The organism is Streptomyces sp. NPDC088817, from assembly GCF_044750345.1.
Classification (GTDB): Bacteria; Actinomycetota; Actinomycetes; order Streptomycetales; family Streptomycetaceae; genus Streptomyces.
The window spans coordinates 242,568-268,222 of record NZ_JBIVJN010000002.1 but is presented as its reverse complement, the minus strand read 5'-3'; the positions used below and the strand labels follow the sequence as shown (position 1 = coordinate 268,222).

21 protein-coding genes and 4 pseudogenes are annotated in these 25,655 nt (G+C 70.6%); 14 read left to right on the top strand and 11 right to left on the bottom strand.

Going from position 1 to position 25,655, the window contains the following annotated elements:
* Positions 1-56: 56 nt before the first annotated feature.
* Both ACIP4X_RS04885 and ACIP4X_RS04880 read right to left on the bottom strand, forming a co-directional pair.
* Positions 57-1,301 (bottom strand): extracellular solute-binding protein, encoded by a 1,245-nt coding sequence (locus tag ACIP4X_RS04885; protein WP_358736626.1) that lies wholly within the window; start codon positions 1,299-1,301, stop codon positions 57-59.
* A 486-nt stretch (positions 1,302-1,787) separates the two neighbouring features.
* Complete coding sequence (locus ACIP4X_RS04880) at positions 1,788-2,852, bottom strand: LacI family DNA-binding transcriptional regulator (protein ID WP_358736624.1); 1,065 nt, start codon at positions 2,850-2,852, stop codon at positions 1,788-1,790.
* Positions 2,853-2,972: 120 nt separating this feature from the next.
* Here ACIP4X_RS04880 and ACIP4X_RS04875 point away from each other — a divergent pair, with 120 nt between their 5' ends.
* Positions 2,973-5,093 carry a glycogen debranching N-terminal domain-containing protein gene (locus tag ACIP4X_RS04875; protein ID WP_358736622.1) on the top strand — a complete coding sequence of 707 codons (2,121 nt, stop codon included), beginning with the start codon at positions 2,973-2,975 and terminating at the stop codon, positions 5,091-5,093.
* Positions 5,094-5,183: 90 nt separating this feature from the next.
* Here ACIP4X_RS04875 and ACIP4X_RS04870 read toward each other — a convergent pair.
* A pseudogene (locus tag ACIP4X_RS04870) lies at positions 5,184-5,564 on the bottom strand (hypothetical protein); the annotation flags it as partial.
* 742 nt (positions 5,565-6,306) lie between these two features.
* Here ACIP4X_RS04870 and ACIP4X_RS04865 point away from each other — a divergent pair.
* From ACIP4X_RS04865 to ACIP4X_RS04855, 3 genes are all read left to right on the top strand, one after another.
* Positions 6,307-6,933, top strand: coding sequence for a hypothetical protein (locus tag ACIP4X_RS04865; RefSeq protein ID WP_391454154.1), 627 nt, complete (start codon positions 6,307-6,309; stop codon positions 6,931-6,933).
* A gap of 85 nt (positions 6,934-7,018) precedes the next feature.
* A complete protein-coding gene (locus tag ACIP4X_RS04860) occupies positions 7,019-7,618 on the top strand; it encodes a SigE family RNA polymerase sigma factor (RefSeq protein ID WP_358736618.1) in 600 nt (199 codons plus the stop codon).
* Positions 7,618-8,358, top strand: coding sequence for a hypothetical protein (locus ACIP4X_RS04855; RefSeq protein WP_391454152.1), 741 nt, complete (start codon positions 7,618-7,620; stop codon positions 8,356-8,358). Before ACIP4X_RS04860 ends, ACIP4X_RS04855 begins: the two co-directional genes overlap by 1 nt.
* Positions 8,359-8,383: 25 nt before the next feature.
* On the opposite strand, the gene ACIP4X_RS04850 is transcribed toward ACIP4X_RS04855, so the two are convergent.
* Positions 8,384-9,028: an RraA family protein gene (locus ACIP4X_RS04850; protein WP_401346658.1), complete on the bottom strand. Its 645-nt coding sequence runs from the start codon at positions 9,026-9,028 to the stop codon at positions 8,384-8,386.
* A 168-nt stretch (positions 9,029-9,196) separates the two neighbouring features.
* On the opposite strand from ACIP4X_RS04850, the gene ACIP4X_RS04845 reads away from it, so the two are divergent.
* From ACIP4X_RS04845 to ACIP4X_RS04835, 3 genes are all read left to right on the top strand, one after another.
* Positions 9,197-10,156, top strand: coding sequence for a D-2-hydroxyacid dehydrogenase family protein (locus ACIP4X_RS04845; RefSeq protein WP_358736612.1), 960 nt, complete (start codon positions 9,197-9,199; stop codon positions 10,154-10,156).
* 249 nt (positions 10,157-10,405) lie between these two features.
* On the top strand, positions 10,406-12,367 hold the full coding sequence (locus ACIP4X_RS04840; protein WP_401346655.1) for a YncE family protein: 1,962 nt from the start codon (positions 10,406-10,408) through the stop codon (positions 12,365-12,367).
* A 170-nt stretch (positions 12,368-12,537) separates the two neighbouring features.
* Positions 12,538-13,062, top strand: a complete 525-nt coding sequence (locus ACIP4X_RS04835) for a hypothetical protein (RefSeq protein WP_391454145.1) — start codon at positions 12,538-12,540, stop codon at positions 13,060-13,062.
* A gap of 171 nt (positions 13,063-13,233) precedes the next feature.
* Here the strand turns inward: ACIP4X_RS04835 and ACIP4X_RS04830 are convergent, their stop codons facing one another.
* The 4 genes from ACIP4X_RS04830 to ACIP4X_RS04815 form a co-directional block, all read right to left on the bottom strand.
* On the bottom strand, positions 13,234-13,809 hold the full coding sequence (locus ACIP4X_RS04830) for a TetR/AcrR family transcriptional regulator (RefSeq protein WP_401346652.1): 576 nt from the start codon (positions 13,807-13,809) through the stop codon (positions 13,234-13,236).
* A 210-nt stretch (positions 13,810-14,019) separates the two neighbouring features.
* Positions 14,020-14,145, bottom strand: a complete 126-nt coding sequence (locus tag ACIP4X_RS04825; RefSeq protein ID WP_391454141.1) for a hypothetical protein — start codon at positions 14,143-14,145, stop codon at positions 14,020-14,022.
* Positions 14,133-14,378 (bottom strand): ATP-binding cassette domain-containing protein, encoded by a 246-nt coding sequence (locus tag ACIP4X_RS04820; protein WP_391454423.1) that lies wholly within the window; start codon positions 14,376-14,378, stop codon positions 14,133-14,135. The genes ACIP4X_RS04825 and ACIP4X_RS04820 overlap by 13 nt, the downstream gene beginning before the upstream one ends.
* A gap of 349 nt (positions 14,379-14,727) precedes the next feature.
* Complete coding sequence (locus ACIP4X_RS04815; RefSeq protein WP_391454139.1) at positions 14,728-15,345, bottom strand: hypothetical protein; 618 nt, start codon at positions 15,343-15,345, stop codon at positions 14,728-14,730.
* A 120-nt stretch (positions 15,346-15,465) separates the two neighbouring features.
* On the opposite strand from ACIP4X_RS04815, the gene ACIP4X_RS04810 reads away from it, so the two are divergent.
* The 3 genes from ACIP4X_RS04810 (at position 15,466) to ACIP4X_RS04800 (ending at position 18,408) form a co-directional block, all read left to right on the top strand.
* Complete coding sequence (locus tag ACIP4X_RS04810) at positions 15,466-15,987, top strand: GNAT family N-acetyltransferase (RefSeq protein ID WP_391454137.1); 522 nt, start codon at positions 15,466-15,468, stop codon at positions 15,985-15,987.
* Positions 15,988-16,199: 212 nt separating this feature from the next.
* Positions 16,200-17,918, top strand: a complete 1,719-nt coding sequence (locus tag ACIP4X_RS04805) for a DUF4153 domain-containing protein (protein WP_401346648.1) — start codon at positions 16,200-16,202, stop codon at positions 17,916-17,918.
* Positions 17,919-18,111: 193 nt separating this feature from the next.
* Positions 18,112-18,408 carry a GYD domain-containing protein gene (locus ACIP4X_RS04800; RefSeq protein WP_391454134.1) on the top strand — a complete coding sequence of 99 codons (297 nt, stop codon included), beginning with the start codon at positions 18,112-18,114 and terminating at the stop codon, positions 18,406-18,408.
* On the opposite strand, the gene ACIP4X_RS04795 is transcribed toward ACIP4X_RS04800, so the two are convergent.
* Complete coding sequence (locus ACIP4X_RS04795) at positions 18,389-18,721, bottom strand: hypothetical protein (RefSeq protein WP_358736601.1); 333 nt, start codon at positions 18,719-18,721, stop codon at positions 18,389-18,391. The two genes, ACIP4X_RS04800 and ACIP4X_RS04795, sit on opposite strands and share 20 nt — an antisense overlap.
* A 241-nt stretch (positions 18,722-18,962) precedes the next feature.
* Between ACIP4X_RS04795 and ACIP4X_RS04790 the strand changes: the two are divergent.
* The 3 genes and pseudogenes from ACIP4X_RS04790 to ACIP4X_RS04780 form a co-directional block, all read left to right on the top strand.
* Positions 18,963-19,988: pseudogene (locus tag ACIP4X_RS04790) on the top strand (CDP-glycerol glycerophosphotransferase family protein); the annotation flags it as partial.
* 114 nt (positions 19,989-20,102) lie between these two features.
* Positions 20,103-20,282 (top strand): annotated as a pseudogene (locus ACIP4X_RS04785) (IS3 family transposase); the annotation flags it as partial.
* A 1,031-nt stretch (positions 20,283-21,313) separates the two neighbouring features.
* A complete protein-coding gene (locus tag ACIP4X_RS04780) occupies positions 21,314-22,468 on the top strand; it encodes an alcohol dehydrogenase catalytic domain-containing protein (RefSeq protein ID WP_391454130.1) in 1,155 nt (384 codons plus the stop codon).
* A gap of 401 nt (positions 22,469-22,869) precedes the next feature.
* On the opposite strand, the gene ACIP4X_RS04775 is transcribed toward ACIP4X_RS04780, so the two are convergent.
* On the bottom strand, positions 22,870-24,456 hold the full coding sequence (locus tag ACIP4X_RS04775; RefSeq protein ID WP_401346643.1) for a Na+/H+ antiporter: 1,587 nt from the start codon (positions 24,454-24,456) through the stop codon (positions 22,870-22,872).
* 254 nt (positions 24,457-24,710) lie between these two features.
* Between ACIP4X_RS04775 and ACIP4X_RS04770 the strand changes: the two are divergent.
* Positions 24,711-25,076: pseudogene (locus ACIP4X_RS04770) on the top strand (transposase family protein); the annotation flags it as partial.
* A gap of 161 nt (positions 25,077-25,237) precedes the next feature.
* Here ACIP4X_RS04770 and ACIP4X_RS04765 read toward each other — a convergent pair.
* On the bottom strand, positions 25,238-25,522 hold the full coding sequence (locus ACIP4X_RS04765; RefSeq protein WP_358736594.1) for a hypothetical protein: 285 nt from the start codon (positions 25,520-25,522) through the stop codon (positions 25,238-25,240).
* Between the last annotated feature and the right edge of the window lie 133 nt (positions 25,523-25,655).

Below are 25,655 nucleotides of genomic sequence, written 5' to 3'. Positions count from 1 at the left end.
GCGCGGGAACGCGGCTCCGGCCCGGGGTGGTGTGACGTACGCACGGACACGGTGGGTCAGTTGCCCTTCGTGAGCGCGTGTTCGCCGTTGCGCTGGAGGTCGGCGAGGATCTTCTTCGGGTCGGCGGTGGCCAGCCCCGCGAGGTCCGTGTTGAACTGGCCGAGCACCTTGTCGAATCCGGCGAGCGTCACCGGGCCCTGCGCGTAGGCGCTGCCTTCGACCCACGCCTTCGCCGCGGGGTTCTGCTTCGCGTACTCGGCCAGGGCGCTGGTGCGCGAGGGCATCACACCGAACGCGTCGGCGTTCTTCAGCTGCTGCGCGCTGGAGTTGAGGTACGTCACCAGGTCCACGGCGGCCGCCCGGTGGGCGCTCTCGGCGGCGACGCCCCAGCACTGGCTGAAGGCGAGCGTGCCCTGGCCGGCCGGACCGGCGGGCAGCGGCACCACCTTGTACTTCACGTCGGGGTAGTCGGCCTTCATGGCGCCGTCGAGCCAGTTGCCCTCGATGGTCATGGCGGCCTTGCCCTTGCCGAATGCCTCGCCGCCCCAGTTGGTGTCGACCTGGCTGGCGTACTTCATGGAGCCGGACTTCAGCAGGGACTGCACGTACTGGAGCGCCTGCACGTTCTGCGCGCTGTCGGCGGTCATCTTCGTCTGGTCGGCGTTGGTCATCCAGCCGCCGGCCTCCCTCATGAAGACGCCGAGCCGCGCGTGCTCGGCACCCACGACAAGACCGGTCGCACCCTTCCCGGTCAGCTTGCCCGCGACCTTCTTCAGCTGGTCCCAGTCCGCCGGGTAGTCCTTCTCGGTCAGGCCCGCCTTCTTCCACAGGTCGGTGTTGACCGCCAGGGCGAGCGTGGAGGTGTCCTTGGGCAGGCACACCAGCTTGCCGTCGTGGGTGAAGGAGGCGCGCAGCTGCTCGGAGAAGTCGTCGGCGTCCTTGACCTTGTCGCCGTAGGCGTACAGGGAGCCGCCTCTGGTGTAGTTCGCGAACTGGTCCGAGTTGACGTAGAAGGCGTCCGGCGGCTTGTGCCCGGCGAACGCCTGGGCGAGCTGCTGGTTCATGTCCTTGGCGACGTCGACGGTCACCGTGTTGCCGGACTGCTTGGCGTACGCGGCGGCCGCCTCCTTGACGGCCTTGGTCTCGGCGTCGCCGGAACTGGCTATCAGCACCCGCAGGTTCTGGTGGGAGCCGGTGTCCTGCTCGGTCTTCTTGTCGCCGCCGAAACTCGACGAGCAGCCCGCGGTGACCAGCAGTGCCGCGCAGGTGGCGAGGGCCGTGGCGGCCGTACGGTGGGACATGGTTTCCTCCGGGGTTCGGGGATGGTGAGTACGAGTACGACTCCGCCCGGCGGCACGAAGGACGGCCGGGGTGGAGGCGAGGAGAACTCGGGTTGGGCCGGGGGCGGTTGGACCGACACGGAGGGGGGCGGGTCGGGGCGGGATGGGGGCGGTGGGGACGGTGGGGACGGGGAAGGACCCCGTGGGGACGGGGATCGTCGGGACGGTGCCGACCGGGACGGGCCCGGGTCGGGGCGGGGACGGTCGGGCAAGTGCCGACCGGGACGGGGCCGGGATGTGCCGGCCGGGATCGTGCTGATCGGGACGGCCGGCCGGGATGGTTCCGGTCGGGACGGTGCTCGCCGGGGGTGACCGGCGTCCGCCAAGTCCGTCAGTCGGTTGGGCCGTCGAGCCGTCGAGCTGTCGGGGGCCTTGGTCCGTCGGACTGTCGGGCCCTTGAGCCATCGGGTCCTTGGGCCGTCAGCCCGTCAGCCCGTCGGCCCGCCGTCAGACGGTGGTCGCGGTCACGGCGGGAGCGGCCCGGGTGCTGTCCCGGACGACCAGGGACGGCGGCAGCAGGATGCGTTCGGGCGGCGCGTCAGGCGCCGCCAACCGCGCCAGCAGCAGTCGTACGCACTCCCGGCCGACCTCCTCCAGCGGCTGGGCGATGGAGGTCAGCGCGGGCGACAGGAGCTCGGCGGTCGGCGAGTCGTCGAAGCCGACCACGGCGACGTCCCGACCGGGGGCGTCCCCGCGTTCACGCAGCGTCTGGTAGCAGCCGAGCGCCAGCATGTCGCTGGCCGCGACCACCGCGGTCGCCCCCGCGTCGAGCAGCGGCTTCACGGCCGCGCGGGCCGCGTCGATGTCGTTCACGCTCTGCGCGCGCCGCCCGCGCGTCGGCAGCCCGTGCCGTTTCATGGCCCGCTGCCAGCCCTCGGCCCGGTCGTCACCGGCGCCGGAGGAGCCGCGCCCCCAGCCGAGGAAGGCGATTCTGCGATGCCCCAGACCGATCAGGTGCTCCACGGCGGCGTCCGTGCCCGAGGCGCCGTCGACGTCGATCCAGTCGCCGATCTGCCGCCGCGACCACATCCGGCCGAAGGCGACGAACGGCACGCCCCGCTTGGCGAGCCAGGCCTGGCGCGGGTCGTTGTGCTCGGTGCCGCTGAGCACGAAGCCGTCGACCTCGTGCTGGTCAAGCAGCTCCTCGTAGCCGTCCAGCGTCGGAGTGCCGGGCCGGCAGGCGAACAGCAGGATCCGGTACCCGGCCTCGTCGGCGGCCTGCGACAGGGCGTGCAGGAACCGGTCGAGGACGGGACTGCTGGCCGGAAGGGGCTGGATGCCGTATCCGATCAGCCTGCTGGAGCGGGTGCGCAGGGTCTGCGCGGCGCGGCTGGGGCGGTAGCCCATCTCGTCGATCACACGGCGGACCCGCTCCAGGGTCTCGGAACGCAGCAGGTCCGGCGAGTTGATCGCGTTCGACACGGTCTGCGGGGAGACCCCGGCCCGGCGCGCGACCATGGCGAGCGTCACCGGACCGCCCCTGGCGGGCGGGTCGTTGCTGGAGCGGGGCATTGCGGCCTCCGGCGTGCAGAGGGAACGAGGAGCAGTTTTAGCGTTCCAAAAGCATTGTCAGCGCTCCGACGAGTCACTTAATGTCTTTGGAACGATCAAACGCTGAGAGGTTCTACTCCCTTGGACTCGACTGTCAAGACCCCGGACGCCAACGGCTCGGTCACGCCGCCCCCCGCGGTGACCGAGGGCCTTCAGCCGTTCCTGCACGACGCGGTCGTCACGCTGCACGCCCCCAGCTTCGTGATCTCACGCGCCGACGGGGCCTTCGACGGAGGCGCGGACGGCTTCTTCCACGGCGACCGCCGGGCGCTCTCGCGGCTGACCGTCACGGCCGAGGGCGTCCCGTTGGCGCCCGTCGGACACGGGCTGCGCGGGGCGGACCGGGCGGACTTCCGGTCGATCCTGCGGGGCCTCGGAGAGGTGACGGCCGACCCCGCGGTCGCCCTGCGCCGCCGCCGGACCACGACGTCCGGAGGGCTGGAAGAGGTCCTCGACGTCACCAACGCGGGCACGCGGTCGGTCCGTTTCCGGCTGACGGTCACGGCCGGCACGGACCTCGCCACCATGGAGCAGGTCAAGTCGGGCCGCCCGGCCCAGGCGGCACCCGCGCGGGCCGCCGGCACCGGCGAACTGTCCTGGGCGAGCGACGGGTTCGCCGTACGCCTGGCCAGTGAGCCCGCGCCCGACACGCTGGACGTGCCGGCCGGCCGGCTGTCGTACGACATCGCCCTGGACCCGGGCGCCTCGTGGACGGTCACCCTGCGCTGCACCGCCGCCCACGCGGACGGCGACCAGTTCCCGGCGCCCCCCGCGGGCTCCCTGCCGTGGCGCACCCCCGTCCTGCGCAGCGCGGACCGGGGCCTCGACCGGTGGCTGGAGCAGTCGCTCGCCGACCTGGACCGGCTGCGCCTGACCGACCCGCGCTCGCCGGGGGACCGGCCGGACCAGTTCCTCGCCGCGGGCGCGCCCTGGTTCCTGACCCTCTTCGGCCGCGACTCGCTCTGGGCCGCCCGCATGCTGCTCCCGCTCGGCACCGAGCTCGCGGCCGGCACCCTGCGCACCCTCGCCCGTCGCCAGGGCGGCGTCGACGACCCGGCCTCCGAGGAGCAGCCGGGCAAGATCCTGCACGAAGTCCGGCGGGACACCTCGTCGTTCAGCGACACGTTCTCGCTCCCGCCGGTGTACTACGGCACGGTCGACGCCACCCCGCTGTGGATCTCCCTGCTCCACGACGCCTGGCGCTGGGGCCTGGCGCCGGAGCAGGTCGAGCGGATGCTGCCGCACGCCGAGTCGGCGCTGGCGTGGATGCGCGACCAGGGGGAGGCCGGCGGCGACGGCTTCCTCAAGTACGTCGACCAGTCGGGCCGGGGCCTGGCCAACCAGGGCTGGAAGGACTCCGGCGACTCCATCCGGTACCGCGACGGCAGCCTCGCCCGCCCGCCGATCGCGCTGTGCGAGGTGCAGGCGTACGCCTACGAGGCCGCGCGCGGCGGAGCGGCGCTGCTGCGGTCGTTCGGCCGCCCGGGGGCCGACGAGTGGGAGGAGTGGGCGGACCGTCTCGCCACGCGCTTCCGCGAGCGCTTCTGGGTGGAGGACGAGGGGGGCCCGTACCCGGCGGTCGCGCTGGACGGCGACGGCAGGCCGGCCGACTCGGTCACCTCGGGCTTCGGTCACCTCCTGGGAACGGGGCTGCTGAACCACGAGGAGAGCGCCCTCCTGGCCGCCCGGCTCTCCGGCGGCGACCTGGACTCGGGGCACGGTCTGCGCACGCTGAGCGGCGAGGCGGCGGGCTTCAACCCGTACGGCTACCACATCGGTTCGATCTGGCCGCACGACACCGCGATCGCCGTGCACGGCCTGGTCAGGTCCGGCTTCCCGGACGCCGCGGCGTCGCTGGCGGACGGCCTGCTGACGGCGTCGGCGGCGTTCGAGGCCCGGCTGCCCGAGCTCTTCGCGGGCCACGGCGCCGAGGCAGGGCCGCGTCCCGCGCCCTATCCGGCGTCCTGCCGGCCCCAGGCGTGGGCGGCGGCGTCCTCGGTCCTCGTCCTCCAGTCGGCCCTCGGCCTGAGCGCGGACATCCCGGCCGGCACCGTGACGGTCGCCCAGGGCTTCGCCCGCGCCTACGGTCCGCTGACGGTCACCGGGCTGGAGGCCGGGGGGAAGCGGCTGGACATCGCGGTGGCGGGGGACGGATCGGTGGAGGTGTCGGCGCCGGAAGGGGTGACGGTGATCACCGGCTGACCGTGTGCCCCAGGAGTCGGCGTCACGCGTAGGAGTCGGCGTCGGCGTGGGCGAGCGTGTCGGTGTCGGTGTCGGTCGTGGGGGTCGGCGTCACTCGTCGTCGGGTGGCGCCGCGGACTCCGCGAGCCGTTCGCCGATGTCGTCCGCCCATTCCTGGGCCCAGCGGCGGAGCTCGGCGATCGCCCGGTCGCCGAGCCCGCAGGCGGCGAACTCACGGTCGTCGATCCACTCGGACCCGACGAGGCGGGTCTGGAGATCGGCGAGGTCGAAGACGTCACCGGCGTGTCGGCGGCCGAGTTCCTCCAGCTCCGGGTGGCTCCACCGGTCGGCGGCGGCGTGGACGTCGACGAGATCGGGGGCGAGACCCTGCCCGGCCAGTGCGCGCACCCTGGTTCCGACAAGGTCCTCAAGGGAGAGAACCGGCCCGAACTCGCCCACCTCCAGCGGCCGCCACAGCACCTCCTTGACCACCTGCACGATGAACTCTTCCGTGGCACTGGTCTCGGTCCCGGCTTCGGTCCCGGTCCGGGCCTCGGTCTCGGTCCGGGCCTCGGTCTCGGTCCGGGCCTCGGTCTCGGTCCGGGCCTCGGTCTCGGTCCGGGCCTCGGTCTCGGTCCGGGCCTCGGTCTCGGCTGCGGGCCGGGCGCCCGTCTCGGCCCTGGTCTCGGTCCCGGCCTCGGCTGCGGCCCCGGTCCCGGTCTCGGTCCCGGCTCCAGCCTCCCGGCCGCCCACCCCCGGCTCACCGACCACGAGCCGGGCCGCGAGTGGTTCCGTCTCCGACGTCCGCACCCGCCAGCCGCGTTGCTCCAGGCCGGTGAGTACCGCCGTGACGATGTCGCCCGCCCCGACCGGGCTCTCGGTGGCCACCTCGATGTCCCGGCCGGGCCGGTCCACCAGCCCGTGCGCCCGCACCGCGTCCGCACCGGCGAGCGCCAGCCCGTACGGCGCCCCGACCGCCAGCAGATCGCCCAGCAGCCGCCGTCGCACCTCACCGCCGTTCACCCGACGATTATCACCACCGCGCGCCGAGCGGGGCGGGACCGGCGCCAGGCCGCGCGTCGGCGTACGCGGCCGGCCACTTCGCGAAGAAATCTCGCGTGGGTGTCATCCGGAAGCGGTCCCGACGGGGTTTGAACGGGTGGAGAGGCGCCCTCCTTCCACCAGCCGTTCCGGATCCCCCTGGGGTCCGTGTTCCACGAGGAGTTGCCCGTTCATGAAACGGACGCTGAAGTACCTGGCCTGCGCCGCCGCCGTCGCCGCCGTGGCGGGGACGGCCACGGCCGCGTACGCCGTACCCGCGAAGGCACCGCACGCCACGGTCGCGCAGGCGGGAACGGCGCAGACCCAGGCCGCTTCCGCCGCGAAGGCCCAGGCCTCCACGCCACTGCGGCCGACCGCGAAGAAGACCGCCCCGACGCCCCGGATCGTCGCCTCCGGTGAGCATGTGACGGCGGCCCCCGGCTTCGAGCTGTGGCTCACGGCGGAGGGCAAGTACTGGACGACGCCTTCCATGCCCGACGATCCGCAGTTCCGCAGCGTGGTCGACGGCAACATCGACCGGAGCACCCCCGGCGTCTCGATGCAGTCCGAGGGCGACCGCAGTCGCGTCTACCTCTCCGGCGTGTACTACGGCGGCAAGGGCATTGCGTCGAGCGTCGAGGTCGAGACGGCGGACGGGACCGTACGGGGCAAGCTCATCGAGCTGCCCGGCAAGCCCGGCTGGGGCGCCTGGTACGCCGTCGCCGACGTCAAGTCCGGCAACGGCTCCTGGGACTACGTGTCCCGGATCACCGTCCACGACACCAAGGGCAAGGTCTACGCCCAGTTGAAGCTGCGCTGACCTCCCGGGGCGGGGGCCCGCGCGGCCCCCGCCCCCGGAGCGCCCCGGCTCTCCTCCTCCCCGTACCCGACCCACAGGGACCTTCGTGCCGCAGTACGAGAGATTCGCAGCCTCCTCCGGAAGCACCGACTTCGCCGCCTACGCCAGTGCGGCCTGGACCCGTCTGCTACGGACCGCCCTGCTGCTCACCGGCGACCACCACGAAGCCGAGGATCTCGTGCAGACCACCCTGGCCAAGGTGTACGCGCGGTGGGGTCGCATCCCGCCCGACGACGTCGACCTCTACGTACGACGCTCCCTCGTCAACAACAACCTCAGCCGGATCCGCAGAAGACGTGTCACGCATCTGCTGATGCCGTTCCTGCCCGAGCGGGTGCACCAGCCGGACAACGGCCACGCCGAGTCCGTCGAGCGCCGCGCCGCGGTCACGCAGGCGCTCGCCACACTGTCCGCCCGGCAGCGGACGGTGCTCGTGCTGCGCTACTGGGAGGACCTTCCCGAAACCGCCATCGCCGAGGTGCTCGACTGCTCGCTCGGAACGGTCAAGACCCATGCGCGGCGCGGCCTCGCGGCTCTGCGCTCCCACCCGGCCTTCGAGGCCTTCGCCGCCTCCTCCGCATCCCCCGCCTCCTCCGACGCCTCCGACGCCTCCGACCGCTCCCACCCCGTCACCGGAGCCCGCTGATGAACCACCCCAGAACCGAAGCAGAGTCAGGTCCGGGACAGGCCGAGGCCGCATGGCTGCGCGAGGCACTGGCCGAGGCCGCACACGAGTTCAGGCCGCCCCCGCTGCCGCTGGCGGACGTAGAGCGCCGGGGGCGGCGGATCCGGCTCAGGCGGCGGACGGCCGTACTCGGCGCGGGCTGCGGGCTGCTGCTGGTCCCGCTGGCCGTGGTCGTGCTGCGAGGCACGGAACCCGGCGCCGCCCACGACGCGCCTCCCGCGGCGCCCGCGTCCGTCGCGCCCTCGCCGTCCGCCTCCTCGGCGGCCCCGGCCCCGACGCCCCGAGTCGTCGCCCCCGGTGAGCATGTGACGGCGGCCCCCGGCTTCGAGCTGTGGCTCACGGCGGAGGGCAAGTACTGGACGACGCCTTCCACGCCGGACGAGCCGCAGTTCCGGAGCGTGGCCGACGGCAACATCGACCGGAACACCCCTGGAGTCGGGGTGCAGTCCGAGGGCGACCGCAGTCGCGTCTACCTCTCCGGCCTGTACTACGGCGGCAAGGGCACCGCGTCCAGCGTCGAGGCCGAAACGGCCGACGGGACGGTGCGGGGCAAGCTCATCGAGCTGCCCGGCGATCCGGGATGGGGTGTCTGGTACGCCGTCGCCGAGGTCAAATCCGGCGGCGGTTCCTGGGACTACGTGTCCCGGGTCACCGTCCACGACACCAAGGGCAAGGTCTACGCCCAGTTGAAGCTGCGCTGACCTCCCGCGCGGCCCGCGCCGGAGGTCACTCCTCGAAGCCCTGCTCGCGCAGGATCCCGTTGACACGGGCGCGGTGGGCTGCCTCCCACGCGTCGAGGGTCTCGTCCGCCTCCTTGGCCAGCCTGGCCCGTGCGGCGGCGAGGATCTCCCCGCGGCGGGCGGCGGGGACGACCACGACGCCCTCCTCGTCGGCGACCACGACATCGCCGGCGCTCACCTTCGCCCCGCCGCAGGTCACCTCGGTGTTCAGCGGCTCCACGGCCATCTTGCCGCCCGGGATCGGGATGACGCCCCGGGCGAACACGGGGAAGCCGGCCTCGCGGACCTCGCCCAGGTCGCGGATCAGACCGTCCAGCACGAAGGCCGCGACACCGCGGCGCTGAGCCACGGCGCACACGTTGCCGCCCGCCAGGGCGTAGTCCAGGTCGCCGGACTCGACGACGATGACGGAGCCCGGGGCGGCACGGTGAATGGCCGCGTGCAGCATGAGGTTGTCACCGGGAGGGCACCGCACGGTGAACGCCGGCCCGGCCACGCGCGGCACAGGCGACCACAGCGGGCGGATGCCGATGTCCATGACCTGCGCCCGGCCGAGGAGGTCGGCCAGCGTGGTCGTCGGGATGTCCGCGAAACCGGCGGCGGGAGCGGTGGGGTCGGTGGCGTCCGTCATGGCACCTCTGATCGTCTCGGGTGTGGTCGTCCCTGAGGCCGGCTGGCCCGTGCCCGACAGTAGGGGCCCTCGTCGCACGTGGTCCATCGGGTTTGCCGGACGGCGGTGTCATCGAGGAGCCTGATCAGCACGAACGACGAACGACGAACGACGACGGAGACCACTGACATGCCCCTGCGCTGCGCCGTGCTCGACGACTTCCAGGACGCCGCCCTCGCCTCCGCCGACTGGAGCCCGGTCGAGGACCGGGTGGAGATCGTCACGTTCCGCGAGCACCCCGTCGACGAGGACGAACTCGCCGGTGCCCTCGCCGACTTCGACATCGTCGTCACCCTGCGCGAACGGATCCCCTTCCCGGCCACGCTGCTCGACCGCCTGCCCCGCCTGAAGCTGCTCGTCGCCTCCGGCATGCGCAACTCGGTCATCGACTACGCCGCCGCCGAGCGCCGCGGCGTCACCGTGTGCGGCACGGGCAGCTCCTCCACGCCGCCGGTGGAACTGACCTGGGCGCTGCTGCTCGGCCTCGCCCGCAACCTGGTGACCGAGAGCAACGCGCTGCGCGAGGGTGGCCGTTGGCAGTCCACTGTGGGCGCCGATCTTCAGGGCCGCCGCCTGGGCCTGCTCGGGCTCGGCAAGATCGGCAGCCGCGTCGCGCAGGTGGGCCTCGCCTTCGGGATGCGGGTCAGCGCCTGGAGCCAGAACCTCACCGAGGAGCGCACCGACGAGGTGGGCGTAGAACTCTCCGCATCCAAGGAGGAGTTGCTCTCGACGAGCGACTTCGTCTCCGTCCACCTCGCACTGAGCGACCGCACCCGCGGCCTGCTGGGAGCCACCGAACTCGCCCTCCTCAAGCCCACCGCGTACCTGATCAACACCTCCCGCGCCGCCATCGTCGACCAGGACGCGCTGCTCGCCGCCCTGCACGAGGGCCGCATCGCCGGCGCCGGAGTGGACGTGTTCGACATCGAACCACTCCCCGCCGACCACCCGATGCGCACGGCCCCACGCCTGCTCGCCACCCCCCACCTCGGCTACGTCTCCCGGACCAACTACGCGACGTACTACGGCGACGCGGTGGAAGACATCGAGGCCTACCTGTCCGGCGACCCGGTACGCATCCTGGGCTGACACGCCCCGCGACCGACAGGTCGACGGCCACCGCCCCGGATGAAGCCCCGCGAGACCGCTGAGGTCGCGGTCCTCGCAGGCCGGGGCCGGGTCCGCACCCGAATATCCGGTCGGCGATTGTCGCTGACATGCCATACGCTGCTGCTTCGGCGGCGTCCACGCACCCGTAAGCCGGTGCGCGGGGGGACACGCGGCCTGTCCGTTTCCGCCCGGCGAGGACCGGGCTTCTTCTGTGGGGGTTCCATCACTGTGCGCAGGCGTAGCATCTCGGCCGCGACGGCACTCGCGGTCGTGTTCAGTTCCGTGGCCCTGGCCACGGGCATGGCGGGTCCGGCGGCGGCCGACTCCGCGAAGGTCCTTCCGGTGAACTCGGTCGGCGACATGGTCGTGGACGGTGTCCACCAGCGGGTCTACATCTCCGACCCTGACGCCGGCAAGATCCTCGTCACCGACTACTCGGGCACCGTGAAGGCGACGCTCAGCGGTCTTTCCGGCGTGACCGGCCTCGCGCTGTCCGCCGACTCCGGCGAGGTGTACGCCGCCGTGAAGAACGACCACCGGATCGTCTCGGTGGAGACGGGGACGTACACCCGCACCGCGAGCTACCCGGTCGACGCGGCGCCCGACGACCTGGAGGACGTGGACGGCCGGATCTGGTTCTCCTACGACGGCGACTTCGGCTCGCTCGACGTCTCCGGCCCCGAACCCGTCATCCACCTTGCCCAGCGCGGCGACGCCGGCTCCTACCCGGGCGCCGGGACGCTGCTGGCCGCCGACCCGGCCGTCCCGGGTGTCCTGGTGGCGGGCAACGGCTCCATGCTCGCCGTGTACGACGTCGACGCCGACGGCGCCACCCTGCGCGCCGAGGGCAACATGGGCAGCGGCGTCAAGCAGTTGGACCTGATGCCCGACGGCAGTCAGGTGCTCACCTCGTGGGGCCCCGGCTACAGCATCGGCGCCTACTCGGCCACCGACCTCACCCAGCGGCCCGGCTACCCCGTCGGCCCGTACCCGAACGCCGTGCGCGTCGCGCCCGACGGCACCATCGCGGGCGGCAGCTTCTCCTGGTACGACCCCGACGTCCACATCCACCGGCCCGGTGACCCGGTGCCGGTGCGGGAGTACGACTTCCCCAACACCGGCAACAGCAGCGGCGCCGACACCCTGGTGGACGGAGCGCTGGCCTGGGCGCCCGACTCGAGCCGGGTCTTCGCCGTCTCCGTGAACACCTTCGGCGTCCACACCCTGCGCGCCCTGACCGACCCCACCAAGGAACTGCCCACCCTCAAGGTGTCGGTCCCCGCCAAGTCGGAGCGCGCCAAGGCGCTCACCGTCAAGGGCAAACTGACCTCGAAGACCCTGCCCGCCGCCGGCACCGCTCTTAAGGTGACCCGCACCGACGTCGAGTCGCCGAACGGCAAGGCGCTGGCCGCCGCCAAGACCAAGGCGGACGGCAGCTTCTCCTTCACGGACACCCCGCCCGCCGGCGGCAAGGTCACCTACAAGGTCACCTACGCGGGCGACGCCGCCCACATGCCCGCCTCCGCCTCGGGCGCGGTGGACGTCTCCCGCAAGGCGGCCACGCTGACCCTGAACAACAAGGGCAAGCTGTACGCGTACGGCAAGAAGGTCACCTTCACCGCGCACCTCGGCACGACGTACAAGAACCGCACCGTCTCGATCTACGCGGACCCCTTCGGCCCCGACAAGCCGAAGAAGCTGCTGAAGACGGCCAAGGTCAACTCCAAGGGCAACCTGTCGGCGACCGTCAGCATGACCCGTGACACCACGGTCAGCGCCGTCTTCAGCGGCGACGCCCGCTATGCCGCGAAGACCGTCAAGTCGACCGCGTACGCCCAGGTCAAGGTCTCCACCGCCGTCTCCAAGCAGTACAAGACGGGCAAGATTGGCTCCACGACGTACTACTACTTCCACAAGAAGACCGACCCGCTGTTCACCACGACCATGACCTACTACCCGGGCCGCAAGCAGCGCTTCCAGCTCCAGGTGTACTACCAGGGCAAGTGGTACGACTCGGGCTACGAGTACTTCGCCCTCGGTACCAGCGGCAAGTCGGCCGTGAGCCTGGAGGCACCGGGCGAGGCCGGCATCCGCGCCCGCATGCGCTCGTCGTACATCAACGGCTCCTCGGGCGACAACGTCAACTCCACGACCCACGGCGCCTGGAAGTACTTCGCCTTCACCAAGTAACCACCCCCTGCCCCGAACCGGTACGGCCCCGACACCCGGGTCCGTACCGGTTCGGTTCAGCGAGGCGATAGGCGCCAACCGGTCTCCGACCGTCGCGGCCGTATGGCATGACGGCGAACAGCCGCGACAACAACGACCTTGCCCCCAGGGGCCGTTGGTAGATTCCCGCCATGAGCGACGACGAGGAGTACCTGGACAAGAGCCCGGCCGCCGCACGGATGGGAAAGGCCGCCGAGTACCTGGTCGCGGCCTCGTGCATCCTGGCCACCCGCGGTGAGTTGAACGTCTCCACCTCGCTGGTCGACGACGAGGGAGTGGATCTCGTCTTCCACCGGCGGGGCGGCTCAGCGACCCTGGCGGTGCAGGTGAAGGCCCGGATGTCCACCGGAGTACAAGTCCAGCAGGGCAGGTTGATGGCTTTCGTCCGGTCGCAGACCTTCCACCCTCGGGCCGATCTGGACATGCTCTTCGTCGCCGTGGACGTCGAGTTGGGGGCGGTGACGACGGCCTGGCTGATACCGAGCGGCACGTTCGGCGAGATGGTGACCGAGCCCAACAGCAAGGGCCGCTTCCGCTTCTCGGCGTCGATGAAGGCCGACTCGAAGGACCGCTGGAGCCCGTACCGGCTGACGGCCGCGGAACTCCCCAGGCGCATCCTCGCCAGGCTGGCCGAGTTGGAGACGCCCGGGAACTGAGCAGGCACCCGGCCGTCGGCGGCGACCGCCACGGACCCGCACCCGAACACGCGGTGGCTCACGCCCGCCCTACCGCAGATGCACGCCCCGCAGCCCAGCCGGACCGAGAACAGGCCCTCCGCCACGGCCGGCGCCAGCCCGGCCGAGTGCCCGTGCACCCCGGCCGCCGCACTAGCGGGGAACGAAGCGGCTGACCAGCAGCGTGATGCGGTCGGAGGCGTGGTCGGCGGGCAGCCGGCCCGCCCGGGTCAGGATGACCAGCCCATGCAGCGCGGCCCAGAACGTGTCCACGTACAACCCCGGCTCATCGGGATGTGCGTGATCGACGAGCGGATCCAGCAGCGCCTGGAACGCCTCGCGCAGCGGGGGAGGCGTGGCCTCGCCGGCGAAGGGGAGGCCGTTGTCGAGGCTGAACATCGCGTCGTACAGGGCGGAATTGCGCGCGGCGAAGTCGGTGTAGGCGCGGGCCACCGCCGCCACGGTCTCCCGGACGGCGGGCCCTTCGGGTACGGCGGCGCGCAGCGCGATCGCCAGCTCGGCGAACCCTTCCAGCGCAACCGCCCCCACGATCTCCTTCTTGCTGCGGAAGTGGCTGTAGAGCACGGGCTGGCTGTACTCGATCCGCTCAGCGAGCCGACGCGTCGTGACAGCGTCCCACCCATGGTCCTCGGCGAGCTTGCGAGCGGTGGAGACAATCATCCGCCGGCGACTGGCCCGCTCACGTTCCTTGCGTTCACGTACCGACATGAGCTCGATGCTAGGGCTGTTAGACATCAAGGCGATGACACGTCGCTCCGCAGGTGGTTTCCTTGCCCGCTAACTGTTCCGCTGAAATGCGCGCCGCAGCCGAGTAACGCGCCACGGAGTCAGCGCCATCGCGCCCCCACCCACAAGCAGGCTGCCCATTGCGATCCCCCAGCAGGGGAGCGAGTATCCGGGCTGATCCGTCCAGTCCCACTACCGGAACCGCCCCAGGTCGTCGACCTGCCAGTACGTCAGAGGGAACAGGGTGACCAGGGGAAGGATCCAGGAAAATCTCCATCCCCACACCCGCCCGGACAGCCTCACGGTCAGGAACTCCACGCAGCCACGCGCTGTACCTGACGAAATCGTAGACAGAAAAGGACGGATAGTATCCGAACTCCTGAGGCAAGTAGCCGATCATGGGGCGAACAGCCCTGGCCGTCCGCTCGGAGTGCACCGTCCTGCCGCAGACGTCCAGAGTCCCCCTCCTGGGGAGGCGCGACCGTGGCAAGGGTGCGGAGAAGCGTTGTCTTTCCGGCACCGTTGGGGCCCAGAAGTCCATAAACCCCCACGCCGAGATCCCAGTCGAGTCCCGTGATCACCTGGTGTCGGCCGTAACCCTGAGCGATCCCGGACAGCGAAGCGATCGGTTCCACGTTGTTCCTTTCAGGCGCGTGACCGGGCGCCCGCTCGGCTGGCGCCCGGTCACATCACCCTTGCCGGGCGAGAGGTGATGATCAACGCGCAACCCGTACAGTTGATGTGTACACGCTGTGCAATATGGGCGGGGGCCGGTATGACCCGTCGGACTGGTCCCCGCAAGCGCCGCGTCGTCCGGCGACCGAGAGCCGCGAGCTCGGATATCAGGTCATCCAGGTCGTACGGCGCGGGCACTGCGAACCCATGTTCCATGGGCTGGCCTCACCATCCGCAGTCGATGTCGGTCAACCCTCCACGGAGGACCGGATCGGTGCTCGTACCGCTGATCTGCAGAAGACCGCCGTCCCGACCCCACTCCAACTCGTACGTGCCTGCGTCGAAGGGCCGGTAGCCGTCGTCGACCGCCCAGGACCCCGACTCGCCCAGGGCCAGGCCGGTGCGCCTCACCGCGTACACCTCGCCAGTGCCGATCACGAGAAAGGACGTCTCCCGCACCACGGCCGTGCAGCCCCCCGGCCCCTCGGGGCGCAGCACGTGGTACTTCGCGCTCGAGATCAGGTCGTCGATCGCTCCGCATGCCGTGCCGAACACCGCCGTAGTGATCAGGAGCGTGTTCCCCAGGTGTGCCCACGTGGCCCGCTTCTGCGAGAGCCCCGAAGCACCCGCCGTGCGGCCCTTCCGGATGAGGACCCATCGGAGAACGAGCGACAGAACAAGAAGAACCGCACTCACGCCCCAGCCGGGGATCACCTGCCCCCGCACGACCAGCAGCAGGCTGCTCCAACTCGCCACGGCGGCGATGATCAGAGTGCCGGCGCCTGCTGCCGTGGAGACGGCGGGCGGCAACCTCAGACTGCGCTGCGTACGGTTTTCGGTCATGGAGGGGCCGACTCTCCGAACCTGCCGCAGGTTGCGCCGAGAGCCCGAAGCGCGGCGGGCGACGGATCGGAAGCCTCGGCCTCCCGGGAATGTCAGTGGCTGGTGGCAGACTCCGTAGGCATGAGTGATCAGGTGCGTTTACGAGACGTCGAAGCGGCCGACCTGGAGGAGTTCTTCGCGCAGGAGCACGATCCTGAGGCCGTGCAGCGGTCGAAGTTCGCTCCCCGGGAACGGGAGACCTTCATGACCCACTGGACGACGAAGGTTCTCGGGGATTCCACCGTCTTCGTGCAGGCCGTCACCGTCGACGGAGAACTGGCGGGCAACGTGGTGGCGTGGTGGAGTGAGGGCCGGCGCTTCATCGGGTACTGGCTCGGCAGGCAGTACTGGGGTCGGGGGATCGGCACACGGGCCCTGGCGCTGTTCCTGGAGCAGGAGAAGGCCCGTCCCCTGCACGCCGATCCCTTCGCCGGGAACACCGGCTCAGTACGACTGCTGGAGAAGCACGGCTTCCGGCGCACCGAGACGGTCCGGCACGGCGAGCACGAGCACATCATGCTGGTGCTCGACGAGAAACCCACCCTGGGAACTCAGGGTCGGTCCGGCGGCTTTCCGTCCGGCCGTCGGCAGGGCGGCGGCTAACCGGGACCCGGAGACTGAGCAACCCCGCCCGGCAGGCCGCCGGATCCGTCATGCCCTCGGGAGCCGTGCGAGCGCGGAAGTCCCCGTGGCCCCCGCTACCCTTGCGGGCACGCCGCGCTGTCGATCATGGCGGCCGGCTTCGCAAGCGACACCGGTACCCGCTCGACGTACCCGAGTACGTGCGTTCCGGGGCCGGTTGGGAGGGGGTCCCTGTGACAGAGAAACCACCTGCGCCCGCCGAACCGCCTGAGCGGTCCCGGCAGTCGGGGCGAATACCGGCGGGAAAGGCCGCGGACACGGGAGAAGCACAGCGGGCGGGAACATTACCGGAGGGCAGGTCGCGCGCGGCGACGGACACGCGGCCCGGCGACGCCGTCGGTGCCGGGTTCCCGCCGCACCTCCCGCCCACTCCCGCCAACTCCCTGTACGAGGGCGCCCACCTCTACAAACCCTCGTTCCCCGCCCTGCACCGCGAACCGCCCTCCACTGTGAACACCGCCGTCCTCTGGGCGGCACTCGCCACCGGCGTGCTCAGCATGCTGCTGCTCAACGACGGCGTGGGCGCCAACCTGTTCCTCGTCGCCCTGCCGGCCGCGGTCACCGCATACTTCGCCGCACGCCAGACAGGCCGCGTACAAGCCCGTCCCTGGACGCTCGCCTGGGGCAGCGGAGGACTTGTCCTCCTGCTGGTTCCGGCGGTCCGCGCCGCCGAGTGGCCTTCCCTCCTCGCCGTGGCCACCGCCATCGGCCTCGCTTCGCTCGCCCTCCACGGCTCGCGGTCCTGGTACGGCGTCGTCCTCAGCCCCTTGGGACTGGTCGACTCGCTGCCCAAGGGCGCAGTCTGGGGCTGGCGAGGAGTGCGCACCCGTGCCGGCAACGCCTCCGGCAACCTGGGCTCCGCGCTGCGCGCCCTTGCCGTGACGGCCGTGCTTCTTCTCGTCTTCGGCGCACTGTTCGCCGGGGCCGACGCGGCCTTCGCCGACCTGCTGAGCAAGCTGGTCCCGGACACGTCCGTCGGCGACGGCCCCTGGCGCCTGGTGCTGTTCGCCCTCGGGCTCTTCGGCGCCCTCGCGGCGGCACACACCGCCGCCGCCCCTCTGCGGTGGGACAGCTTCAAGGCAAGCCCGGGCCGCGCACGAGGCCGGGCCGAGTGGGCGCTTCCCCTGCTCGTGCTGTGCGTGCTGTTCGCCGTCTTCAACGCCATCCAACTCGCCGTTCTCTTCGGCGGGTACAAGGCTGTCCTGGACAAGACCGGCCAGACCTACTCCGAGTACGCGCGGCAGGGCTTCTGGCAACTCCTGTTCGCGACGCTCCTCACGCTCCTGGTCATCGTCTTCGCGCTGCGCTGGGCACCGCGCGGCGGGCCCGGTGACCGGAACCTGGTGCGGGGAGTCCTCGGCACCCTCTGCGCACTCACCCTGGTCGTGGTCGCTTCGGCGGTACGGCGCATGGGCATGTACGTCGAGGCGTACGGGCTGACGCGGCTGCGGATCTCCGTCGTGACCATGGAACTGTGGCTCGGCCTGGTCATTCTGCTGATCATGGCCGCCGGAGTCTGGGGCGCACGCTGGCTGCCCCGCGCGGTCGCCGCGTCGGCCGCCGTCGGGGCCCTCGCCTTCGGCCTGGCCTCTCCCGACGGGCTGATCGCCGAGAACAACGTGCGGCGGTACGAGAACACCCACAAGTTCGACCTGGACTACGCGCGTGGCCTCTCGGCGGACGCGGTCCCGGCTCTGGACAGGCTGGAAGAGCCCATGCGGTCCTGCGTCCTCGGCCCCCTGGCGGAGGGGTTGGGTCCGGCAACGGCGTCCTGGTACGAGACCAGTTGGGGAGAGGTCCGCGCGCGACGGATCCTGAAGGAACGGCCGCCGGTGACGACCGGCCCGGGAACCTGCGAGAGCGGCGGGGAGAGCCTCGAGTACGACCGCTGACCGGACGCCCCGTTCCGCCGGGGCGGGCAGCCGACGAAGGGCCGGTCCGGGAGGAGCCCCCTCCCGGACCGGCCCTGCTGCTTGGCCGTCTGCAGGTGCCGTATCGCTCGTTCGGGTGCGTATCCCGGGCAGGTGTCGGCCCCCATGCCCAGGATTGACCTCGCGATGTGTTTCCTCGTGAAGGTGGGAGAGCATGCCGACGTACATCACTCTGATGAACTGGACCGATCAGGGCGTCCGAGAGTACAAGGACACCGCGAAGCGCGCCGAAACCTTCGGCGCGGCGGCACAGAAGATGGGGGCGAAGCTCCTGAACATCTACTGGACCGTCGGTCCGTACGACCTCGTGGCCGTCGTCGAGGCACCCGACGACGAAACCGCCACCGCGGCACTCCTGCACCTCGGCGGGGTGGGCAACATCCGTTCCACGACTCTGCGGGCCTTCGACCGAGGGGAGATGGAACGCATCATCACCAAGGCGACTGGCTGACGACCGCCACGCTGCCACGCGGTGCTGTTTCCCCTCGGGCGACCTCGTCGTGGGCGTCGAGCAGCACGCCCACGCCTGCTGCCCACGTTTCCATCACGGCCTCGACGGCCGGGAATCCGGCGGCGACCGGCACCGTCACCACGATGAACCGCCGCTCGGCAGGCGCCTCCACACGGCCACCCAGTGGGACGAAGGCGCTGATCAGGGATTCCAGCGACTCAGCGGCAAAGGGCGGCTCGCCGAATGCTTGGACGCAGAGGTTCGGGCCTCGCCGCTCGGTCTGGAACAGGCCATCGGCATCGATCTTCAGCAAGTCTCCGGGCGCTCAGCCCTCGACGGGAGTGCGCCGAACTCTCGATGCTCATTCCGGCATGCTCGCAGAGGCTGTCCGAGGTCCGCGTAGCGACTTCGGCCGGGTGCCGCTCTGAAGCGAGTGATCACGGCTCCATGAGCTTCCGGCGCGTCGGGCAGTCCGTGGACCTGCCCGTCACGTGCGACGTCGCCGAGCCTCCCCGCAGCTACGACCGCAGGCTGAGTCCAGCTGGTGCGCCGGGGGGGTCGACGTCGAGCACATCTGGACCCAGGACGGGGGCCTGCCCGAGATGCCGACGGGAGCGCGCGTGGTGGGCCGTGGCAGCCGCGAGTGGTACGAGGCACTGGCGCGCAGCCGCTACATCGTCGTCAACACGACGGTGGGCGATTGGTTCGTCACCCGCCCAGGGCAGCGGGTCGTGCAGACCTGGCACGGCACGCCGCTGAAGAAGATCGGCAAGGACCTCCAAGGCACGACCAAGTCGAATCCCGCCTATATAGCCAGCCTGCCGCACAGCTACCGGCAGTTCGACTTCGTGGTGTCCCCGAACGCGTACACCACAGAGATCATGCGCAGGGCGTACACCATCGAAGGGGAAATGCTCGAGAGCGGTTATCCGCGCAACGACGTCTTCCACGCCCCCGACCGCGACGCGCGGGCCGCGCGGGTCAGGGAGCGGCTCGGCCTGCCCGAGGGCAAGAAGGTGGTGCTCTACGCACCTACCTGGCGAGAAGACCAGAAGCACGCGAGCAAGCTGTACAAACTCGATCTGCGGATCGACCTGGCCGCGGCCCAGGCCGAACTCGGTCACGACCATGTGCTGCTCTTCCGCAAGCACCCGAGGGTCCATGACAACGTGCCGGGTGCCGGCCGGGGCTTCGTGTGGGATGTCACCCGCTACCCGGACATCGCCGACCTGTACCTCGTCGCCGATGTACTGGTCACCGACTACTCCTCGGCGTTCTTCGACTTCGCGCACTCGGGTAAGCCGGTGCTGTTCTTCACCTACGACCTGGAGCACTACCGGGACACGCTGCGCGGCTTGTACTTCGACCTCACCACCCGGGCGCCCGGCCCGCTGCTGGAGACCTCCGAAGACCTGGTCAAGGCCCTGCGCGACGTCGATGCCGTCGAAGCGGAGTACCGGGAGAAGTACGCTCAGTTCATAAGGGACTTCTGCGAGCCCGGGGACGGTCTCGCGACAGCGCGGGTCGTGGACCGCATGCTCGACGGCGGACCGCACGCCGCAGCCCCGACCGACGGCTGAGCGTACCGCGCAGGGCCGGGCGGCACCGGCCCTGCGCGGATGTGACGCGCGGCGCGAGAGCGAGACGCGCATCTTTCCCCTTACCCTGCAGAGCTTGGTGAGCGTGCGGTGCGCATGGTCGCGTAGGTCCGCCCCAACTACCCGACTGAGTGGGGCGCCATGAAGGCGGTCGCCGTGAGGCTGGGCATCGGTTCCGCCGAGACGGTGCGGACGTGGGTCCGCAAGGCTGAAGTCGACACCGGCCGGCGTCCCGGGGTGACCTCGGAGGAGGCCGCGGAGATCAAGCGGCCGAAGGACTGCCCGTTGATTTCCGCTCAGTCCGGCATACGGTGGATACGACGGAGTCGCCAGGCGCGGATCTCGCCGAAGATCACGGATGCCGCAAGTATGAAGAGCGCGGTTTCTACGCTTGCTGACCACGGTTCAGGCACCCACCGGTGACCTATGACCGCCACCCCAGCGAGGATCGGCACGGCGAGGACGTAGCCGCGCAGACGCACACGCAGCCGACGCGCGTCGTGCCGTGGTTCAACTGCCATGATGGTCCTGTCTCATCGCGGGGCGATGCCTGATCACAAACGTATGCTGCTCACCTTTGCCCGGTAGGGCAATGCGCCGGCAGGGACTCGGTGTTGGATCACGTAGCGGCTGGTCTTCTGGAAGTGATGGCCCAAGTCGCCCGGTGTGCGGCGGCTCACTGCGGCTGAGTCCCGATGGGGCCCGATGTTCGGCCACCCCTCCCCTCGACCGCCGTCACGGCCGACACCTGCACGAGCCCGCTTTCCGAGGCTGAGGCGGACCCGGTGATCGCCGAGGCCGCAGCACGGCTCGTCCCGCGCGCCGGCGCCACCTCCGAAAACACCGCCCCCTGATCATTCCCTGCCTTTGCATGGCCTTCCGTTCCCATGACGTTCCCATGACGTTCCCATGAGGGGCCCCATGAGCCCGTGGGAACGAGGGCAGGACAGCCTGCCGAGACCAGCTGCGTCGTCGAAGAGGTGAGCACCGCAGACCATTTGGGGGCGACAAGGCCCGCCTCCAACACCCGTCGACGACACTGGGACCCGGACGTCCCACGGACAGGCTCCACAGGGACTTCCGGACCGCGGCTTGACACGCCTGATGAGGGTGGGAGGGTGGAAGAGCGGTGGTGCGGTAGTGGTCACCGAAGGTCGAGGGCGTTGCGGAGCGCGGGATTGTTCCGGCGCCTGAGCGGGACGAGCCGGCGTGCCGGTTTCCGTCGCCTGAGTCGTCCAGAGTGACCTGTTCCCCCGCGCGGCTCCTGATGCCGGCCATCGCGTGGTGAAGCAATCGAAGGGGAAGCCATGAAGGCTGTTGTCTATGACGGGCCGCGTACCGTCAGTGTGAAGGATGTCCCCGACGCGCGCATCGAACGGCCCACCGATGTGCTGGTGAGGATCACCAGCACCAACATCTGCGGTTCGGACCTGCACATGTACGAGGGCCGCACCGATTTCGAGCAGGGACGGATCTTCGGCCACGAGAACCTGGGGGAGGTGACCGAGGTCGGCGCCGGGGTCGACCGGGTCAGGGTCGGGGACCTGGTCTGCCTGCCGTTCAACATCAGCTGTGGTTTCTGCCGGAACTGCGAGCAGGGGCTGACCGCGTTCTGCCTGACCACTGCCGACAATCCGAAGACGGCTGGTGCCGCCTACGGCTTCGCCGACATGGGCCCGTACAGCGGCGGGCAGGCTGAGCTGCTGCGCGTGCCCTACGGTGACCACAACTGTCTGGTCCTGCCGGAAGAGGCCCGGGAGCGGCAGACCGACTACGTGATGCTCTCCGACGTCTTCCCCACCGGTTGGCACTGCACGGAACTGGCCAAGGTACGGCCCGGTGACACCGTGGTGATCTACGGTGCCGGCCCGGTCGGCCTGATGGCCGCACTGTCGGCGAACCTCAAGAGCGCATCCAAGGTTATGGTCGTGGACCGCCACCCGGACCGCCTCGCGCTGGCCGAGCAGATCGGGGCAATTCCCATCGACGACTCCAAGGCCTCGCCCGTCGACCAGGTCAACGAGCACACAAACGGGCTCGGGGCGGACCGGGGCTGCGAGTGCGTGGGCTACCAGGCCCATGACCCCCAGGGCCATGAGCACCCCAACATGACGCTGAACAACCTGGTGGAGTCGGTGAAGTTCACCGGCACCATCGGCGTGGTCGGCATCTTCATCCCGCAAGACCCCGGCAGCCCCGACAAGCTGTACCAGCACGGTGAATTCGCCTTCGACTACGGCCTGTTCTGGTTCAAGGGCCAGTCGGTCGGCAACGGGCAGGCCAATATCAAGGCCTACAACCGCCAGCTGTGCAACCTGATCCAGCAGGGCAAGGCCACACCGTCCTGGATCGTCTCCCACGAGCTCCCGCTGGACCGGGCCGCCGAGGCCTACCAGCACTTCGACGCCCGTGACAACGGATGGACCAAGGTCGTCCTGCACCCCGACGGCGGCGCCCGTTGAACAATCGTCACCGGCAACCTGACCGCGGGCAGGCGCGGCATCGGCACCATCCTCGCGGCTCGGGCATCCCAAGGGCCCGCCGTCCCCACGCGCCGTCCCCACGGAGATCCCCGTCGAGACGGGGCTGGCTCCTCACAGCCAGCCACACAGCGACCGAGGCAGGGCACTGTCAGCGCCTGCCCCACTCTCTGACAGAGCGTCTTGGCGCGCCGCTGCGCGACAGACGGCTCGTTGTCGGACCCTGCGGGAAAGTACCTCCCGGCGGTCCGCAAGGAGGTGAACGCGTCGATCTGCGCAGGCATCCACGACCGCACGAGCGTGATCGAGCGGGCGGGGCTGCCGCGGCTGGTGGAGGAGCGTTACGCGGTCGGCACCGTCCGGGCCCGTACGCCGGGCGCGGCTCACCGCAGACTGCGTACGTCCAGGTGGCGCAGTACCCGGTCGACGATCTCCGGGTCGGCCCCCGGCTCCCTGCGCGCCGCCAGCACCTCGTGCCGCGCCGCGCTCAGCATCTCGCTCTGGATCCGCCGCAACCGCTTCAGCCTCCGTACGCGCTTGTCATGGCTCTCCCTGCGCTCCTCGTCCCCCAGCTGCGGGCTGATTCGCAGCCCGATGTCGGCCACCCTCCGCAGCAGCTGTTCGGCCACCTCCTCAGGCAGGTCCTCGACCTCCTCGATCTCCCGGAGCCGCCGCCTGGCCGCCTTCGCCGCCCGCGCCGCCAGCTCCTCCTCGAACGCCTTCTCCCGCTCGGTGTCCGCCCGCACCCCCAGCCACTTCACCAGCCACGGCAGCGTGAGCCCCTGGACCACGAGCGTCGCCATGATCACCGCGAAGGCGATGAACACGATCTCGTCCCGGTCGGGGAAGGGCGCGCCGCTGTCCGTCTTCAGCGGAATGGCCAGGGCGAGCGCCACCGAGGCCACGCCGCGCATCCCGGACCACCACATGACGACGGTCTCCCGCCAGGTCGTGGGGATGTCCTCGTTCTGATCCCGCCGCGCGTGCAGCCGTTTGGTGAGCCAGGTGGCCGGCAGCAGCCACACCAGCCGTACGAGCACCACCACGCCCACGACCACGCCCGCCCAGCCCAGCAACTCGCCCCACCGGCCCGACGCCGTGCGCAGGGCGTTGTGCAGCTCCAGGCCGACCAGTCCGAACGCGACCCCGGTGACGAGCGTGTCCACGACGTCCCAGACGGTGTGCCCGGCCAGCCGGGTCATCACGTCGTCGGCGTCGGAGGCGTACTCGGCCAGGAACAGCGCGGTGGTGAGCACGGCGAGGACCCCGGAGCCGTGCAGCTCCTCGGCCAGCACGTAGGAGGCGAACGGCACGAGCAGCGTCAGCCCGATCTGCAGCGTCGCGTCCCCCAGCAGGCCCAGCAGCTTGTTCGCGGCCCAGCCGACCGCCAGGCCCACGACCACCGCCACCACCGCGGACAGCACCAGGTCGAGCCCGGCCCGCCAGGCCGAGAACTCCCCGCTGACGGCGGCGGCGATGGCCACGTTGTAGAGGACGATGGCCGTGACGTCGTTGAACAGCCCCTCGCCCTCCAGGATCGACACCAGGCGGCGCGGCAGCCCGAGCTGCCCGGCCACGGCGGTCGCCGCGACCGGGTCGGGAGGCGCGACCAGCGCGCCCAGGGCCACGGCGGCTGCGACGGACAGCCCCGGCACGATGCCGTGCGAGACGAAGGCGACACAGAAGGTCGTGACGAACACCAGCGCCACGGCCAGCAGGAAGATCGGCCGTTTGTTCGCCGCGAACTGCCGCCAGGAGGTGCGCCGTACGGCGGCGTAGAGCAGCGGCGGCAGCAGGGTCGGCAGGATCAGCGCGGGCGGGATGTCGACGTTCGGCACGAAGTCGAGCAGCGCCAGGACGATCCCGAAAAGCGTCATGAGGACCGGCGCGGGCAGCCCGAGCCGGTCGCCGACCGGGACGCTGATCACGGCCCCCAGCAACACGACGAACAGCAGGGCCAACTGATCCACGCTCAGCGCTCCGGGACGTCGGACGTTCACACGGCAGGCTTCAAGCCTGCCATGCCGCCCCGCTCACCGGCCGCTTCGGACCCGCGGCACAAGGCGCGCCGCATCGCCCGGTGCGGGATGCCCGCGAACGTCAGCCTGGAGTCGATACTGCGGGAGAGGTACCTGGAGACCGGGTCCCCGCACCAGACCCTGCGCCGTCGGCCTGCTGCTTCGTCCAGGCTGGGGTGCCGGTCCGGCCGAAGCGGCAAGCCCTGGCTTCGGAGGCACTACCCGGGGCCGCGCACGATCTGACCGCGGCCCGGACCCACGGCATTCCCGCCGCTCCCGCCGCCGATGGCATCAAGTGCTGGGCGGACAAGGCGTATCAGGGAGCAGGTCCTGCTGTCCGCGTCCCGTTCCGGGGCAAAGGTCTGCGTGGATGACGTCGGCGTCACAACCGCGATCACGCCAAGATCCGAAGCCTCGGCGAACGCGCCATGGCCACCCTCAAATGCTGGCGGCTCCTGCGGAAGCTCCGTTGCAGCACAGACGCCGGAACTACAACTGCCGTGACGGACACGGATATCGCTCTCCGCGGGCACGGCGTTTCCTGCCGCGCACTTCCGCTCACAACCCTATGACCTCCGTCGACGGGAGATATACCGCTGCCACCGTCGTCAGCGGGTGGCGCAATGGTGAACGTGCCGAGACTCCACTACCGCGATGAAGGCCACATCCCCAGCGAAGAGCGCGACGGCCGGTGGTCACCAGGTGGTCGGACTGACCCGACCCGGGCGCCACGTCAGTCACCCTGAGGGGGTGCAGCCGAATCTTCTTCCTCCTCCATGAAGCGGATGCCCTCATGGGTCAGCGAGGTGGTGGCGGGAGTCTTGTGCGATGTCCAGTCGACCATGATCAGGCCTGCGTCGGCCAGGTAGGCGCAGGCTGCGGAGAGGTCCGCGTCGGGAAGACGGACCTCGTCACGGAGCGTCGATCCGCTGACCTGGGGGCGATTGCGTTCGACTGCCCCGTACAGGGCTCGGAGAATCGCTTTGCGGTAGGTCTTGCGTTCACGGAGTGTCGTCATGGCTGTCGCTCTCGGGCTCGTGGCCGACGGTGCGGGCGCTGACGGGGGCTGATCCACTGGATGCCGGCCAGGACTGTGCGGGCTGTGAGGCGTGTCCGCCAGTCGATGGGTGAGACGGAGACGGGACGCGCGG